Origin of the sequence: Rhizobium sp. SG_E_25_P2 (genome assembly GCF_029892285.1) — a bacterium.
Lineage (GTDB): Bacteria > Pseudomonadota > Alphaproteobacteria > Rhizobiales > Rhizobiaceae > Rhizobium_E.
The window spans coordinates 110,936-126,351 of record NZ_JARXVM010000005.1 but is presented as its reverse complement, the minus strand read 5'-3'; the positions used below and the strand labels follow the sequence as shown (position 1 = coordinate 126,351).

Annotated in this window: 10 protein-coding genes; 7 read left to right on the top strand and 3 right to left on the bottom strand. The window is 60.5% G+C overall.

What is annotated here, in order from left to right:
• Window positions 1–167: 167 nt before the first annotated feature.
• Together aceA and M2360_RS09425 are read left to right on the top strand one after the other, a co-directional pair.
• Window positions 168–1,457 carry an isocitrate lyase gene (gene aceA / locus M2360_RS09430; RefSeq protein WP_280774713.1) on the top strand — a complete coding sequence of 430 codons (1,290 nt, stop codon included), beginning with the start codon at window positions 168–170 and terminating at the stop codon, window positions 1,455–1,457.
• A 206-nt stretch (window positions 1,458–1,663) separates the two neighbouring features.
• Window positions 1,664–1,897 carry a hypothetical protein gene (locus tag M2360_RS09425; RefSeq protein WP_280774712.1) on the top strand — a complete coding sequence of 78 codons (234 nt, stop codon included), beginning with the start codon at window positions 1,664–1,666 and terminating at the stop codon, window positions 1,895–1,897.
• A 78-nt stretch (window positions 1,898–1,975) separates the two neighbouring features.
• On the opposite strand, the gene M2360_RS09420 is transcribed toward M2360_RS09425, so the two are convergent.
• Both M2360_RS09420 and M2360_RS09415 read right to left on the bottom strand, forming a co-directional pair.
• A complete protein-coding gene (locus tag M2360_RS09420) occupies window positions 1,976–4,504 on the bottom strand; it encodes a methyl-accepting chemotaxis protein (RefSeq protein ID WP_280774711.1) in 2,529 nt (842 codons plus the stop codon).
• 261 nt (window positions 4,505–4,765) lie between these two features.
• Window positions 4,766–5,626, bottom strand: coding sequence for a LysR family transcriptional regulator (locus M2360_RS09415; RefSeq protein WP_280774710.1), 861 nt, complete (start codon window positions 5,624–5,626; stop codon window positions 4,766–4,768).
• 107 nt (window positions 5,627–5,733) lie between these two features.
• Here M2360_RS09415 and M2360_RS09410 point away from each other — a divergent pair, with 107 nt between their 5' ends.
• A complete protein-coding gene (locus tag M2360_RS09410) occupies window positions 5,734–5,868 on the top strand; it encodes a hypothetical protein (protein ID WP_280774709.1) in 135 nt (44 codons plus the stop codon).
• Window positions 5,869–5,928: 60 nt separating this feature from the next.
• Here the strand turns inward: M2360_RS09410 and M2360_RS09405 are convergent, their stop codons facing one another.
• The gene (locus tag M2360_RS09405) at window positions 5,929–7,368 is read right to left on the bottom strand and encodes a glutamine synthetase family protein (RefSeq protein ID WP_280774926.1); all 1,440 of its coding nucleotides are present in this window, start codon (window positions 7,366–7,368) and stop codon (window positions 5,929–5,931) included.
• 183 nt (window positions 7,369–7,551) lie between these two features.
• Between M2360_RS09405 and M2360_RS09400 the strand changes: the two genes are divergently transcribed.
• The 4 genes from M2360_RS09400 (at window position 7,552) to M2360_RS09385 (ending at window position 15,267) form a co-directional block, all read left to right on the top strand.
• Window positions 7,552–7,692 carry a hypothetical protein gene (locus M2360_RS09400; RefSeq protein ID WP_280774708.1) on the top strand — a complete coding sequence of 47 codons (141 nt, stop codon included), beginning with the start codon at window positions 7,552–7,554 and terminating at the stop codon, window positions 7,690–7,692.
• Window positions 7,693–7,978: 286 nt separating this feature from the next.
• Window positions 7,979–10,504 carry a methyl-accepting chemotaxis protein gene (locus tag M2360_RS09395; RefSeq protein ID WP_280774707.1) on the top strand — a complete coding sequence of 842 codons (2,526 nt, stop codon included), beginning with the start codon at window positions 7,979–7,981 and terminating at the stop codon, window positions 10,502–10,504.
• A 139-nt stretch (window positions 10,505–10,643) separates the two neighbouring features.
• Complete coding sequence (locus M2360_RS09390) at window positions 10,644–12,488, top strand: methyl-accepting chemotaxis protein (RefSeq protein WP_280774706.1); 1,845 nt, start codon at window positions 10,644–10,646, stop codon at window positions 12,486–12,488.
• A 253-nt stretch (window positions 12,489–12,741) separates the two neighbouring features.
• Entirely contained in the window at window positions 12,742–15,267 is a 2,526-nt protein-coding gene (locus tag M2360_RS09385) for a HAMP domain-containing methyl-accepting chemotaxis protein (protein WP_280774705.1), read from the top strand.
• Window positions 15,268–15,416 lie beyond the last annotated feature (149 nt).

Genomic DNA, 15,416 nt, shown 5'->3' with positions numbered 1-15,416 from the left:
CAGATTTACAAGGATGGCCTGTAAATCTCGACACATCATAACCCCTTTAAGACCCATATTTCTATCTATTTTCTGGATGTTTTTGCGTCGCAATGTAAATTCTCTTCATCGAAACGAAAGCAAACGGCACTCCCAAGGCCGACTGCCCAGCATGAATGGAGGATACAATGACAGACTTTTACAAGCTCATCCCCAACGCTCCCAAGGGCCGCTATGACGGCATCGAACGCAGCTACACGGCAGAAGACGTCAAGCGCCTGCGCGGCTCGGTCGAGATCAAATATTCGCTCGCCGAAATGGGCGCCAACCGGCTGTGGCAGCTGATCCATGAAGAGGATTTCGTCAACGCTCTGGGCGCGCTTTCGGGCAACCAGGCCATGCAGATGGTCCGCGCCGGCCTCAAGGCCATCTATCTCTCGGGCTGGCAGGTCGCCGCAGACGCCAACACAGCGTCGTCGATGTATCCCGACCAGTCGCTTTATCCGGCCAATGCCGCCCCCGAGCTCGCCAAGCGCATCAACAAGACTCTTCAGCGGGCCGACCAGATTGAAACGCAGGAAGGCAAGGGCCTGTCGGTCGATACCTGGTTTGCGCCGATCGTCGCGGACGCCGAAGCCGGCTTCGGCGGACCGCTGAACTCCTTCGAGATTATGAAGGCTTTCATCGAGGCAGGCGCTGCAGGCGTGCATTATGAAGACCAGCTGGCGTCGGAAAAGAAATGCGGCCATCTTGGCGGCAAGGTTCTGATCCCGACCGCCGCCCATATCCGCAACCTGACCGCAGCGCGGCTTGCCGCCGACGTCATGGGCACGCCGACGCTGATCATCGCCCGCACCGATGCGGAAGCCGCCAAGCTCCTGACCTCCGACATCGACGAGCGCGATCAGCCCTTCGTCGACTATGACGCCGGCCGCACCACGGAAGGCTTCTATCAGGTTCGCAACGGCATCGATCCCTGCATCGCCCGCGCCATTTCCTATGCGCCCTATTGCGACATGATCTGGATGGAAACCTCCAAGCCCGATCTTGAGCAGGCCCGCAAATTCGCCGAAGCGGTGCACAAGGTGCATCCGGGCAAGAAGCTCGCCTATAACTGCTCGCCGTCGTTCAACTGGAAGAAGAACCTGGATGACGCGACCATCGCCAAATACCAGCGCGAACTCGGCGCGATGGGCTACAAGTTCCAGTTCATCACGCTCGCCGGCTTCCATCAGCTGAATTACGGCATGTTCGAGCTGGCCCGCGGCTACAAGGACCGGCAGATGGCCGCCTATTCGGAGCTGCAGGAGGCGGAATTCGCCGCCGAGATCAATGGCTACACCGCCACCAAGCATCAGCGCGAAGTCGGCACCGGATATTTCGACGCTGTGTCCATGGCGATTTCAGGCGGCAAGTCTTCGACCACCGCGATGAAGGAATCCACCGAGCACGACCAGTTCCGCCCTGCGGCGGAATAACCAAGAAGCCCCCTCCCCAGCCCCTCCCCACAAGGGGGAGGGGTAACCCGCGGCACTGTTTGCTCACTATCAACCGGGCTGATCGCTGAACGATCGATTGGGCAGGCAGGCGCAGCAATCCAAGCCCCTCCCCCTTGTTGGGAGGGGTTGGGGAGGGGTTTAGTCCCTCAATCATGAACCCCTGAATAATCAAGAGGAGAAATGCCATGACCGTCCAGACCCGCGTCAAAGAACGCGCCGAAGAACAAGCCATCACCATGACCGCCGAGCAGCAGGCAGCGATCCGCATGCTCGCCAACGACCTGCACAGGCTCAACCACACCGTCATGAAAGCCGTCGACGCTGGTGTCTCGGTCGAACTGATCCGCTCCGCACGGCATCACAACGAAGGCAATTGGGGCGACCTGATGATCCCGGTGATCGTCACGCAAAGCGCGTGACCGGATAAGATGCGGCGGACGGCGCCGGGATCCCAAGGGCAAGGGGATCCCGGCGCTTCCATATGAAGGCTCTGCGTCTCACGCCGCGCGGCGGACGGCCCCGTCCGCACGCTCCAGTTCAAAGCGCGCCACCAACGCCATCAGCCGGTCGGCTTCGCTGGACAACGCAAATGTCGCGGCTTCGGTTTCCTCGGCCATCGCGGCGTTGCGCTGGGTCAGTTGATCCAGTCGACCGACGGCTTCATTGACTTCGGCGATCGACGTCGATTGTTCGCGGCTCGATGCGGCGATAGCCCCGATCTGTCCGGAGAAACTGGCGATCGCCCCGGAGATCTCCATCAAAGCCGCCCCGGTCTGAGTGACGAGGTCGGCTCCGGCCTCAACTTCCCGGGTCGAATTTCCTATCAGTTCGGAGATCTCCTTCGCCGCCACCGAAGAACGATGCGCGAGTTCGCGCACCTCCTGGGCGACAACGGCGAAGCCGCGCCCCGCGTCTCCCGCTCGCGCCGCCTCGATGCCGGCATTCAACGCCAGTAGATTGATCTGGAAGGCGATCTCGTCGATCACGTCGATAATCTTGGATATTTTTCCCGACGTCGTCTGGATACGCTGCATGGCCCGCGTGGCGCTGTCGACGACGACGGTCGAATTTTCCGCCGTGCGCTGCGCCGAACCGACCGTGCGATCGGCGTCGAGAGCCTGTTCGGCGGCGCGGGCCACCGTCCTGTTGATGCCATCGACCGCCGCGGCCGTTTCCTCCAGCGACGCCGCCTGCTGCTCGGTGCGCAGCGCAAGCGCCTTGGCGCCGTCGGTCATCTGCGCTCCGTTTTCCTGAATCTGGGTAGAGACCCCGCGGATCTCAACCAGCGTGTCGTGGAGTCCTCCGACGGACGCATTAAAGTCAAGCCGTAGTTTATCGAGTTGACCGGCGAAGGGCTTGTTCAGCGCAATATTGAGCTTTCCCTGCGCCAACGCATCCAGTCCGCGCGCCAGCGCCTCGACCGCATCTGCGATTTCGGCGTTGCGGCGATCTCTTTCCGCTTCGTGACGGAGGCGTTCTTCTTCGGCTCTGGCTTGCTCATCGACGCTTCTGCGCTCAAGCTCCCGCTTGGTCAAAGCGTTGGATTTGAAAATGTCGAGCGCGCGGGCCATGTCGCCGATCTCGTCGGGCCTGTTCATACCGGCGATTTCGGTGTCGAGCGCACCGCCGGCGACCTTGCGCATGCTGGAGGTGATCAGCGAAATTGGCCCGCGCAGTGTGTAGACCAGCGCCGCCCCCGAAAGCATGGCGATCACCACACCCGCGAGGCTGGTCCCAACGGACAGGGTGCTGGCGGCGCTGCCTTCCTGTTCGGCAGCATTTTTCTGGTTTTCAGCGAAGCCGGCCAGGCGCTTTCCGACCGAGTCGATGCCCTGGGCCGCCTCATCGAACAACTTTGCCCGCTCGGCAGTGGTGCCGATCAAGGCGCTGCTATCGCGGTCGATCATATCGAGCGCAGGCAGCAGGAGCGCTGATTGCTGCTTGGCGAAAGCAAGATCCCCTGCGGTTCCTTCCAGCGAGAACATCGCCTTGCGGGACAAATCGACCTGCTCCGAGAGCGCTGCGCGCTTGGCGTCGGACCGGTCGAGCATGAAGCTCGAATAGGCGATCCGGGCAAGAAACGCGGCGTCGACCACAAGCCGCGCGTCATGAGTGACCAATTCCGCCTTGGCGAGTTGCCCTTCGAGTTCGGCAAAAGTGGCGGACACGTCTTTCATTCGGGCGGTCGCGGCAGCGTCGAGCATCGGCGAAAGGGCGGCCAGCCCCGTGAGTTCGACCTCGGCTTTCGCAGCCGTGTCCAGCGCGCGCGGCTTGGCCTCGAGAAGCGCCCGAATTGCCTTGAGCCGCTTGGAAAAATCGCGGCCCGCCGCCTTTGCGGCTTTCGGCAAAGCCGGCGCCATGAGCTTGTGGCGAAGCTTGAGTTCGTCGAGGCCGGCAGTGAGCGCCTTCAAGCCTGCTGCATCGTCGGGGCGTGCAGCAAAACTTTTGTGAAGGGTGGCGGCCAACGCGGTGGCGGCAAGGATCTTGTCGGCCTGCCGCAACTGTTCACGCGCGTCCTGTTCGGCCGCGCGGGCGGTTTTCTCATAACCTGCAGCCTCCTGCTGGAGGGCCCCTTGGCTGGATATCACCACCGACATCGCCGTATCCAGCTGCGTTTCCAACGCCTCCTCGCGCGCATGGACCTCCCAGAGACTATCCATACGGGCGCGAATGGCGGACAGCTGCGCATAGGCGTCATCGAGATCCGACCTGCCCTCGGCCTGTGCCGGCAACCGCCCCCGCGCGCTTTCAAGAGCTTGCGACTGTTCGGACAATCTGGCCTGCAAAGCGGCCCGGCTCGTTTCGCTGGTGTCGGTGAGGAAGGCGATCATCGCCGCATAGACGTCCTTGAAGCCGCGCAGCGACGCGGTGGCGCTGCTTGCAACCGACATCCGGTCCTGCAGCAGGCTGGACGAGAGAACGCCCACAAGCCCGACGGCGGAAATGCTGATGATAAAGGGCAGCACCAACACCAGGACTTTGGTGCGGATACTGAAACGAGACAAAAGGCGGTCGATCCAAAACATGGCGCTTTTCCCAGACCGGGACGTCCGCCTCCCTCGGACATCCCCTAAAATTCCAGGGGAAATAGCCCCGACCTCGCTGAAATCCAGGTTAACGAAAATTGGACAAACGCAAATGTCATGGAATATTCATGGAGATGCGCCTTCGGCGTTTCCTGAGGGCTCCCGCGTCCATCCATCTGTCACATGATGACACATTTCTTGCAATATCCGCACTTTTTCTAAAGCTAACCATAGGCTCCACGCCAGCAGTCAATTCGACGTTTATTTGGTCCGCCGCCCGCCGAATAGATCCGCATGCGCCTTGAGCAACCGACCGAGTCGATCGGCGACAAGCCGGATTTCCCGCCGGGACCGATCGTCATTGTGCGTGGCCAGCCATTGGCGATGACGAAGCGCAACAATTTCTTCTCCGGCGCGCTCGAGTTGCGAATCGTGATCGCCGATGAAACAGGGCAGCACGGCGATCCCGGCGCCCGCCCTGACGAGATCGAGCAAGGAGCGGGGCCGGTTGACCGTCGCAACGATCGCCGAGGATTTCTGACGATGCGGCCATTGCAGATAAGCGGAATGCGCCTCAGCTTCGTCGACCGCGATCCAGCGATCAAAATCCGCGCCGTTGCGACGCCGATACGGAGCATAAGCCACTTCGCTGATGAAGCGGGCGGCGAGATTGGGCTCGTCCGGCTCATGCGCGCGCAGGCCGATATGGTTTTCACGATGCGTCAACTGGGACCGCTGTTCGCCGATCGACAGATCGAGCCTGATTTGGTCGCGTTCGGTGACCAGCGCGCGAATATTCTCCGCGACGAACAGGCCGACCCAACTACCGAGCGCAATGCGAATGGTGACCGCGCCGCGGCTTTCGTTACGCCATTGCTCGACGCGGCGGGCGACGCCTTCCATGGGCAGCAATTCATCGAACAAGGTCTGCCCTTCCGCCGTCAGCGCATAACCCGTCTGGCTGCGGTGAAACAGCGAAAGGCCGATCCGTTCCTCCAATTGCAGGATCCTCCGGCCAATCGTCGCAGCGCTTAACCCTGTGACCTGAGCTGCTCCGGTCAAACCGCCATGGCGGGCGACGGTGAGGAAAATCTGATAGGCGTCCCAATCAATGTCTTTCATTTTTGAAAAACCTATCGCGATCTTGATGATACATAGATCTCAAATTGAATGACATTCTGCACGCCTCGTCAATCGAGATCGACCAGCGAACACCGAGGAGACACGTCATGCACGAGATGTTGGCCGCCTATTTCTATGCCCGTCATTGCCAGCTCATGCGCGAGCGCAACCATTGGCCGGAGCCGCAGGAGACGCCGTGGTCACGGCGCTCCCTCCTGATGCGGCTGCTGCGACGGGGTTGAAGGCAAAAAGGCCCGGCGGGATGCGCCGGGCCTTCAAATTGCAATCACCGACGATACGGATCAAACGTTCAACAGCAGATATTCCCGCTCCCAGGGGCTGATCACCTGCATGAAGGTTTCGAACTCGCCGCGCTTAACGCCGGCATACATGCCGACGAATTCATCGCCGAAGACTTCGCGCAGGTCGGGTTCGTTTTCCAGCAGCGCCACGCCTTCCAAAAGGCCGCGCGGCAGCTCCACCGAGCCCTCATTGGCGGTGCCATCAGATGGCGGCGTCGGCTCAAGCCCCTTCATCATGCCGAGATAACCTGCGGCAAGGGAAGCCGCCAGCGCCAGATAGGGATTGGCGTCCGAACTCGGAAGGCGGTTTTCGACGCGACGGGCGGCGGCATCGGACACCGGCACGCGGAAAGCCGTCGTGCGGTTGTCATTGCCCCAGGCATTGTTGACAGGCGCGGCCATGCCCGGCGTCAGCCGGCGATAGGAATTCACATAGGGCGCCATCATCACCAGCGTCTTGGGCACATATTGCTGCATGCCGCCGATGAAGTGGAAAAACTCCTTGGAGGCAGAGCCATCCGGATTGGAGAAGATGTTCTTGCCGCTCTTGGCGTCGACTACCGACTGGTGGATGTGCATGGCCGAACCCGCCTGACCCTGCATGGGCTTGGCCATGAAGGTGGCGTAAATGCCATGCCCCAACGCCGCCTCGCGAATGGTGCGCTTGAACAGGAACACCTGGTCCGCCAACTCGATCGGATCGCCATGGCGCAGGTTGATCTCAAGCTGCGCCGGACCTTCTTCGTGGATCAGCGTGTCGATCTCTAGACCCTGGGCCGCAGAGAAATGGTAAATGTCGTCGATCAGTTCGTCGAACTCGTTGATGCCGGCGATCGAATAGCCCTGCCCGCCCTGGATGGAGCGGCCAGACCTGCCCTGCGGCGGCCTGAGCGGATAATCGGGGTCATCATTCTTGGCGACGAGGTAGAATTCGATTTCCGGCGCCACGACCGGCTTCCAGCCGCGCTCCTTGTAAAGACCAAGCACATGCTTGAGCACATTGCGCGGCGTATAGCGCACCGCCTTGCCGTCGGTGTCGACGATGTCGCAAATCACCTGCGCGGTGGGATCTGTCTCCCACGGCACAACCGAAAGGGTCGAAAGATCCGGCACCAGCTTGATGTCGCTGTCGCGCGAATCATAGCGGAACTCTTCGGTTTCATCCGGATATTCGCCTGAAATCGTATGACGGAAAATCGCGGACGGCAGTGCAAGCGAGGTATTGGACGTAAATTTCGAGGTCGGCATCATCTTGCCGCGGGCAACGCCGGCGAGATCTGGCGTGATGCATTCGATGTCCTCAATTCCCCTGGCCCGCAGCCACTCCGCTGCTTCCTTCCAAGTTGAGACACCACGGGCGCGGGAGAGAGAAGGCGATGGCTTTGGAGGAACAACGGTTTGAGCTTTGACGGTCTTTGTATTCGTTTTCCTTGCGGCCATGATCCACCGGTTTGAGGTTTGGGATAAGACGATCATACCTTTTCCCGCGCAATTGGCGAGGGGGCAGCCACTTTTTGGGCAAAGTTTTAACCGAACCTTGAGCCGACTCGGAACTTTAATTCTTTCTTGAGAAAGACTGCGGATCGTAGTCTAATCGACGCAGCTCATTGGTAGGGGTTGAGAATGGCAGAATTTCCACGTCGCCGGCGCGCAATCGCCATCGCGAAAGCCGAGAAGGCGGAGACCGGCGCCCGACTGTTCTGGATCGCCACGCTGTCGGCGAGTTTCGCCACGCTTTATGGAATTAGCCTTTTCCTGAGCTGAACCAGCTACCGACCATCTATCGCCGCCGCAGGGCTTAACCACCTGTGGCGGCAGCCATGGACTCTGTCCTCGGCGCCAGCCTGTCAAACAGGCTTGACGATAAGTTTCTATAAGTAAGTCAATTTTAAGAAGAGCAGAACATACTTGCGGGGTCGACGATGATGTCGATTGACCGTGAACCACTTCCGCAATGACTGCGACGTGACGGCGCCGGAACCGGCCTGTGCGAAGCTTTGTCGCCTGGCGAGACCGACGCCCCGGTCATAGGCCTTGGCGAGGAGCACTTATGAATATCGACCGCATGTTGTCACGGTTCAAAATTCAAACCAAAGTTCTGATTTTCATCCTTCCGTTCGTGGTGAGCATCACCGCCGTTGGCCTGACCGGCCTATATGCATCGGGCCTGCTCCAGGGACGGATGGAAATTTCCAACAGCGTTCTGCAAAGCCTAAGCGGCTTCCGCGACGTATCGGATACGATGAACAAGTTCCTCGACGAGACGACGCCGGAACTGCGCGATACAGTGAAGAACAAACTGGTGGAGCAGCGCGACCTGCTCAACGGAATGCTCTCCCAGCTCGACGAAACGGCGGAAGGTTGGAGCGATCTGGCCGAAGCGACCAAGTCCATCAATGGCGTGATTGAGCGTTTCGATGGCCTGTGGGCGCTGCACGAAAGAGAAGAGACGCTTCGCAAGGCGATCCATGACGGCGAGAACGTCATCGTCGGCTCGCAGATGAAACTGAGCGAATCGGCAACCGAATTGCAGAAAGCCGTGCGCACCGATGAAAGCGCCGCGAAATCCAAGCTGCGTGAAGCCGAACGCATCACCACGTCTGCGGCGTTCCTCAGCGAACTCGCCAGCAAATATGTGCGCCTTAAAAGCTCTGATGAAAAATTGAAGTTTGTGCAGAACAGCCTCGGCGAGCTGAAGAAGCGCGCCCGGATCCTCCGCGCCGCCCTGCCGGCCAAGAACAAGGCTGTGTCACAATCGCTCGAAACGGCCGTTACGGACCTCGCCACGCTCTCCTCGGCGACAACCGCTTCGGATGACCTCGCCGCCAAGATGGCGACCAAGCTGTCGAGCTTCCGCCAGATTTCCGTCTATCTCGGCCTCGCCGCATCGCAGAAGATGAAGGAAGCAACGCTGAAATTCGCCGAACTCGACCAACCGCTGGTCAAGGCGGAGGGCGTGCTCGGCGACAGCCGCAAGGTCGTAAGCTCCGGCTACTCCATCCAGATCGAACTCGCCCGCTTCATGATGGCGCCGACGGCGGACAATCTCTCGCGGCTCAAGAAGGAATTCGACATCGTCAAGACCGCCATGGTGGCGTTGTCCGGTTCTGCCCATGACCTCGATTTCTTCAAGAAACTCGAAACTTCGCTGCTGCCGGCAATCGCCAAAATGGACGAAGACAGCACGTCGCTGGTGACGGTAACCGACGAGCGCATGGGCCAGTTCACTGCCGCAGCCTCCGACATCGACGCAATCTGGAAGCAGCTGACGGCGTTTGCCGAACTGCAGAAGCAGAGCGCCGGCAAGGAGCGCGACAGCGCCAATTCCATCTCGGTCGGCGCCACCATCACCGGCATCCTCATCGCCATATTCGCCGGCATCGGCCTGGTCATGACCTTCAAGGGCCCGATCGGCCAGATCACCTCGGCCATGCGCAAGCTTGCCGAAGGCGTGCTCGACACCAAGATCAATGGCGAAGCCCGCATCGACGAAATCGGCGAAATGGCCCGCGCGCTCGGCGTCTTCAAGCAGAATGCGCTGTCCAAGATCGAGATCGAACAGCGGTCCGACGCCGAACGCGCCGCCGCCGAAGACGAACGTCGCAGGAACGACGCTGAAAAGCTCGACATCGACCGCCAGATCGACTTCGCCGTCAACGCGCTCGCCGCCGGTCTCGGCCGTCTCGCCCAGGGCGACATCTCCCAGACCATCGAGACGCCGTTCTTCGGCAAGTTGGAGACGCTGCGCGCCGACTTCAACTCCTCGCTCTCCAAGCTGCAGGACACGATGGCGCAGATCCGCGAAAACACCGAGATGATCCAGCGCAACGCGGGCGAAATGAGCGCCGCAGCCGACGATCTCGCCAAGCGCACCGAACAGCAGGCCGCAGCGCTCGAACAGACCGCCGCCGCCGTCGAAGAGATCACGGTCACGGTCAAATCCTCGGCCGAGCGCGCCGAGGAAGCCAACCATATCGTCGGCGAGACCAAGAAGAGCGCAGACGCCTCCTCCACGATCGTCGCTTCGGCCATCGACGCCATGGGCCGCATCGAGGACGCCTCCAACCAGATCGTGCAGATCATCGACGTGATCGACGACATCGCCTTCCAGACCAATCTGCTCGCGCTCAACGCCGGCATCGAGGCGGCCCGCGCCGGCGAAGCCGGCAAGGGTTTCGCCGTCGTCGCCCAGGAAGTGCGCGAACTGGCCCAGCGTTCGGCGGGCGCCGCCCAGCAGATCAAGGACCTGATCGGCAAGTCGAGTGCGGAAGTTTCTTCCGGTTCGCGGCTGGTGCAGCAGACCGGCAAGGTGCTGGCCGAGATCTCGCACAAGATCGTCACGGTGTCGGAACGGGTCGAAACCATCGCCATGGCGAGCCGCGACCAGTCCAACGCGCTGGCGGAGGTCAATTCCTCGGTCAATTCGATGGACCAGATGACCCAGCGCAACGCCGCCATGGTGGAGGAAACCAACGCCGCCACCCGCCAACTCGCCGACGAAGCCGACAACCTCATGGGCCTCGTCCAGCAGTTCCGACTGGCAAGCCAAGGCAACCACGCAAGACGCGCGGCCTGACGCAGGTCAACGCCCCCATGAAAGCGCGGCATTTGCCGCGCTTTTTTCATTTATCAAGCAGAATCCCCGTAAAATTTATAGTATTTTAAAATTTTGATTCAAATTCTAATTTGTTATTTATCAATCTGGGGCCCGCACCATGCTGCATTTCCTTCGTTCCTCCGCCGCCAACAGATTGGCCGCGCTTTGCGTCTTCGCGGTTGTTTTAACCGCAGCGGTGATTTCGCTGGCGATGAATGTCAGTCTGCGTTCGTTTGTCCTCGACGACGCGGTTGCGGATTCACGGGATGCGGCGCGTATCTTCAGCCAGTTTTACGAACTGGACCAACCCGGCGCGAAAGTCGAAATGCGCCAGGGAGAACTGACGGGCCTGCAAGCGGAAAAAGTTTCCGTCAAGCCGGACTTCGCCCTGGTCGACCGTGTGGCGGCAGCCATTTCCGGTGTGGCCACCATATTCGAACGTCAAGGTTCGGACTATGTACGGGTTTCCACCAATGTGAAGAAAGACGGCAAACGGGCGGTCGGCACGAAACTCGCCGCAGATCACCCGGCGCAAGGCGCCCTTGCAAACGGCGCGGCTTATTTCGGTCCGGCAACCTTATTCGGAAAAAGCTTCATGACCGGGTACGTTCCCGTCAAGAACAGCGGCGGCCAAACCATCGGCGTGCTGTTCATCGGCATTCCCATGGATGTCTATGAAGCGCGGATGCAATATCTCGCCTGGCTCGCGATCGCCGTCGGCTGCGGCGCCGTTGCGGTGTTCGGTCTCGCCGCTTATATCGCCGCCCGCCGCATCGTCGCTCCATTGTCCAGCCTGGCGAATTGCATCGACCAGGTCGCGCGGGGCGCCCTCAACACATCCGTGCCCTATCTCGACAAGATCGATGAATTCGGGCGCGTCGCCCGCACCATCGACGTCTTTCGCGCCGGCATCGCTGAAAAGACGAAACTAGAAGCCGAAGCGATGGCGAATGCCGACCTGATGGTGCAGATCCAGGAGCAGGCGGACCAGCAAAAGCGATCCGAAGACGAGAAAGTCAACCGAGCCGTGGAATTGCTCGCCGGAGCGCTGGGTCGACTGGCTCAAGGCGATCTGGACTGTCGCATCGACATCGCTCTAGAGGGGCGGCTGGAGACGCTTCGGCGCGACTTCAACCTGTCGGTCGAGCGCATGGGCGAAACGCTGGGCGGAATTCAAGGCGCCACGCGCGCCATCCACGCCAACACGCGGATGATGTCCGGCGCCATCGACGATCTGTCGCGCCGAACCGAACAACAGGCGGCGTCACTTGAGGAGACCGCCGCCGCCGTGCAGGAAATCACCCAGAATGTGAAGGGCTCGGCAGCGCGCGTCGACGAAGCCTCCCGGGTGATCGGTCTTGCCCGGACGACCGCAGACAGTTCCGCTCCCGTGGTGCAGAACGCCGTCTCGTCCATGACACGCATTCGCGACGCATCCGACAAGATCAGCCAGATCATCGATGTGATCGATTCCATCGCTTTCCAGACCAATCTGCTTGCGCTCAATGCGGGCGTCGAGGCGGCGCGCGCCGGCGAAGCCGGCAAAGGCTTTGCGGTCGTCGCCCAGGAAGTGCGCGAGCTGGCGCAACGATCCGCCAAGGCCGCCAAGGAAATCGGCGACCTGATCACCAATTCCGCACAGGAAGTCTCGACCGGCTCTCATTTCGTCGAACAGACCGGGGAAGCGCTGATCGAGATCTCCAGGCAGATCGTCGACATCGCCGGACATGTGCAGGTGATCTCCGGCGTCGCCCGCGAACAATCCTCGTCGCTGCAGGAAATCAACGCGTCGGTGACCGCGATGGATCAGATGACCCAACAAAACGCCGCCATGGTCGAGGAGACCAACGCCGCGACGCAGCACCTCGCAGAAGAGGCGGATCAGTTGATGACGATGATCGAAAAGTTCAATATTCGGAAATCATCAAAAAGCGACGTCACGGCCTCGAAATACGCCGCATAGACGTCAGCCCCCTGGATTTTCATGGCGAGACTCCCCCGAGTCTCGCCATTTTCTTACGCATCACAATGTTCTAAAATAGGAATTTTTGGCGTTTTATTTAAAGATACAAGTCCTGCATTAGGCATCCTTTAATACCTGAATGTAAATGTCAGCACCAGTTATGGATTAATAACACTGAAAGTTCAGGCGCATGCATGAAGGGTTGCGCTCCAGCGACCATGCAGGCGGCCAAACGCTCCAAAGGTTCAAGATAATGAATATCGATGCTTTGCTTTCGCGGTTCCGTATCCAGACAAAGGTCCTTATTTTCATCCTTCCCTTCGTGGCTGCGATCTCAGCCGTGGGCCTGACCGGCCTTTACGCTTCCGGATTGCTCCAGAACAGGATGGAAGTCTCAAATCGCGTTCTTCAGGCGCTCAGCGGATTCCGTGACCTGACCGCAGCCATGAACGTGTTTCTCGACAAAGCCAGCGACGAAAACTATGCCGCTGCGGTCGACACTCTCCAGCGTCAGGACGATCTGCTCAACGACATGCATTCCAGCATGGCCGCAGGCGACACCGGCAAAACCGAACTCGGCTCGGTCATCGCCTCCATGCAGAAGGTGCGTCCGCAGATCGACGAGCTGAAAACGCTTCACACCCGTGAGTCCGAGGTTGAGAAGGTGTTGAACGACGAGATCGCCAATATCGGCTTTGGCAAGCTCGAATTGAACACGTCGGCGACCTCGCTGCAGGAAAAAACCGCGAAGGAAGACGACGAAGCCAAGACCATGATCGACGACGCGGCGCAGATCACCGCTGGCGCAGCCCTGGTCAACGATGTCGCCAAAGGCGCGATATCCAAACTCACCGCAGCGGACAAAATTGCCTTTGTGCAGTCCAGCATGCGCGAATTGAAGGCGCTGAAATATCGACTCGGGGCGCTGATCGGCGACCCGAACGCGGTGGCGGTCAGAAAACTCGACGAAAGCGTGAAGGCGGTCGAGGCGGTGCTGACTGAAAACGTCGTCAGCGACGAAGCCGCCGCCCGGCTCATGACCAAGCTCAACGCCCTGCGTCAAGTCAACATCTTCATCGGTCTTGCCGCTCAGCAAAAGATGAAGCTGGCGACCGAACGCTTCGCCGCGCTCAAGACGGAAATGAAAGCAGCCCAATCCGTGGTGCGCGACAGCCGGGCCGTGGTCGAGGCGACCTTCCTGATGGAGACCGAGGTCGCCCGTTTCATGACGGCGCCGACCGACGCCAATCTGTCGACGCTGAAACCGATGATCACGCGTCTCAAAACCAGCCTGGCGACCCTCGCGATGAGCGCCAAGGGCTCGTCGATCGCCGACAGTCTGGAAATCAACTATACGCCCGCGCTGAAAACGCTGGAGACTGACGCAAAATCGTTGCTCGACATCAACAAGAGCCGCGTCGCCGCTTTCACCGCCGCCGCCTCCGACATCGACGCAATCTGGAAGCAGCTGACGGCGTTTGCCGAACTGCAGAAGCAGAGCGCCGGCAAGGAGCGCGACAGCGCCAACTCCATCTCGGTCGGCGCCACCATCACCGGCATCCTCATCGCCATCTTCGCCGGCATCGGCCTGGTCATGACCTTCAAGGGCCCGATCGGCCAGATCACCTCGGCCATGCGCAAGCTCGCCGAAGGCGTGCTCGACACCAAGATCAATGGCGAAGCCCGCATCGACGAAATCGGCGAAATGGCCCGCGCGCTCGGCGTCTTCAAGCAGAATGCGCTGTCCAAGATCGAAATCGAACAGCGGTCCGACGCCGAACGCGCCGCCGCCGACGACGAACGTCGCCGCAACGACGCTGAAAAGCTCGATATCGATCGTCAGATCGACTTCGCCGTCAACGCGCTCGCCGCCGGTCTCGGCCGTCTCGCCCAGGGCGACATTTCCCAGACCATCGAGACGCCGTTCTTCGGCAAGTTGGAGACGCTGCGCGCCGACTTCAACTCCTCGCTCTCCAAGCTGCAGGACACGATGGCGCAGATCCGCGAAAACACCGAAATGATCCAGCGCAACGCCGGCGAAATGAGCGCCGCAGCCGACGATCTCGCCAAGCGCACCGAACAGCAGGCCGCAGCGCTCGAACAGACCGCCGCAGCCGTCGAAGAGATCACGGTCACGGTCAAATCCTCGGCCGAACGCGCCGAAGAAGCCAACCATATCGTCGGCGAAACTAAGAAAAGCGCAGACGCCTCCTCCACGATCGTCGCCTCGGCGATCACCGCCATGGGCCGCATCGAGGACGCCTCCAACCAGATCGTGCAGATCATCGACGTGATCGACGACATCGCCTTCCAGACCAATCTGCTCGCGCTCAACGCCGGCATCGAGGCGGCCCGCGCCGGTGAAGCCGGCAAGGGTTTTGCCGTCGTCGCCCAGGAAGTGCGCGAACTGGCCCAGCGTTCGGCGGGCGCCGCCCAGCAGATCAAGGACCTGATCGGCAAGTCGAGCGCGGAAGTCTCTTCCGGTTCGCGGCTGGTGCAGCAGACCGGCAAGGTGCTGGCCGAGATCTCGCACAAGATCGTCACGGTGTCGGAACGGGTCGAAACCATCGCCATGGCGAGCCGCGACCAGTCCAACGCGCTGGCGGAGGTCAATTCCTCGGTCAATTCGATGGACCAGATGACCCAGCGCAACGCCGCCATGGTGGAGGAAACCAACGCCGCCACCCGCCAGCTCGCCGACGAAGCCGACAACCTCATGGGCCTCGTCCAGCAGTTCCGACTGGCAAGCCAAGGCAACCACGCAAGACGCGCGGCCTGATCGGCGGAGATCGACGCGTCGCTCGGCGCGTCGATCCATTTTGGCGCAAAAGCGCTCCCTCCCCTGATTTATAGGGCTGCGGCCAGCAAGCGTTAGTCCGTCCTTAATTCCCCGATGCGACACTGGATCCAATACATCGGCAGTGTCGC

What these genes read in the sequence shown, in the direction of transcription:
- M2360_RS09405 (WP_280774926.1), bottom strand. Translation starts at nt 7,368, where the DNA reads ATGGCCGCAAGGAAAACGAATACAAAGACCGTCAAAGCTCAAACCGTT.
- M2360_RS09395 (WP_280774707.1), top strand. Translation starts at nt 7,979, where the DNA reads ATGAATATCGACCGCATGTTGTCACGGTTCAAAATTCAAACCAAAGTT.
- M2360_RS09425 (WP_280774712.1), top strand. Translation starts at nt 1,664, where the DNA reads ATGACCGTCCAGACCCGCGTCAAAGAACGCGCCGAAGAACAAGCCATC.
- M2360_RS09420 (WP_280774711.1), bottom strand. Translation starts at nt 4,504, where the DNA reads ATGTTTTGGATCGACCGCCTTTTGTCTCGTTTCAGTATCCGCACCAAA.
- M2360_RS09390 (WP_280774706.1), top strand. Translation starts at nt 10,644, where the DNA reads ATGCTGCATTTCCTTCGTTCCTCCGCCGCCAACAGATTGGCCGCGCTT.
- aceA (WP_280774713.1), top strand. Translation starts at nt 168, where the DNA reads ATGACAGACTTTTACAAGCTCATCCCCAACGCTCCCAAGGGCCGCTAT.
- M2360_RS09415 (WP_280774710.1), bottom strand. Translation starts at nt 5,626, where the DNA reads ATGAAAGACATTGATTGGGACGCCTATCAGATTTTCCTCACCGTCGCC.
- M2360_RS09400 (WP_280774708.1), top strand. Translation starts at nt 7,552, where the DNA reads ATGGCAGAATTTCCACGTCGCCGGCGCGCAATCGCCATCGCGAAAGCC.
- M2360_RS09410 (WP_280774709.1), top strand. Translation starts at nt 5,734, where the DNA reads ATGCACGAGATGTTGGCCGCCTATTTCTATGCCCGTCATTGCCAGCTC.
- M2360_RS09385 (WP_280774705.1), top strand. Translation starts at nt 12,742, where the DNA reads ATGAATATCGATGCTTTGCTTTCGCGGTTCCGTATCCAGACAAAGGTC.